Raw genomic sequence first — 391 nt, 5'->3', positions numbered from 1 at the left:
GTCATTGGTATTGCGACAGTCGATGACGTGCTTGATACAATGGTTGATGAAATGAGTGAAGATGCTTACAAATTTGGAGGTATGGAAGCTCTCGATAAACCCTATATGCAGATAAACTTTTTAGGGATGATGAAAAAACGTGGGGGCTGGCTTGCTTTACTTTTTGTTGGCGAAATGTTGACAGCCAGCGCTATGCAATATTTCGAAGCGGAGCTTGAAAAAGCTATTATCCTTACACTTTTCATTCCTCTCATTATGAGTTCAGGAGGAAACTCTGGCTCACAGGCAACATCCCTTATTATTCGTGCATTAGCTCTGCGTGAACTCACGCTTAAGGACTGGTGGAAAGTCATTATTCGTGAAATTCCCGCAGGGCTATCTCTTGGTATTC

Annotated in this window: 1 protein-coding gene; it reads left to right on the top strand. The window is 42.5% G+C overall.

Annotated features, from left to right (window positions below):
• Positions 1-391 (top strand): magnesium transporter (locus ACFINO_RS10410; protein ID WP_375655759.1); only part of this gene is annotated, 391 nt, incomplete at both ends.

The organism is Bartonella sp. AA83SXKL, assembly GCF_042196965.1.
Lineage (GTDB): Bacteria > Pseudomonadota > Alphaproteobacteria > Rhizobiales > Rhizobiaceae > Bartonella.
This window is presented reverse-complemented; position numbering and strand designations above follow the sequence as displayed.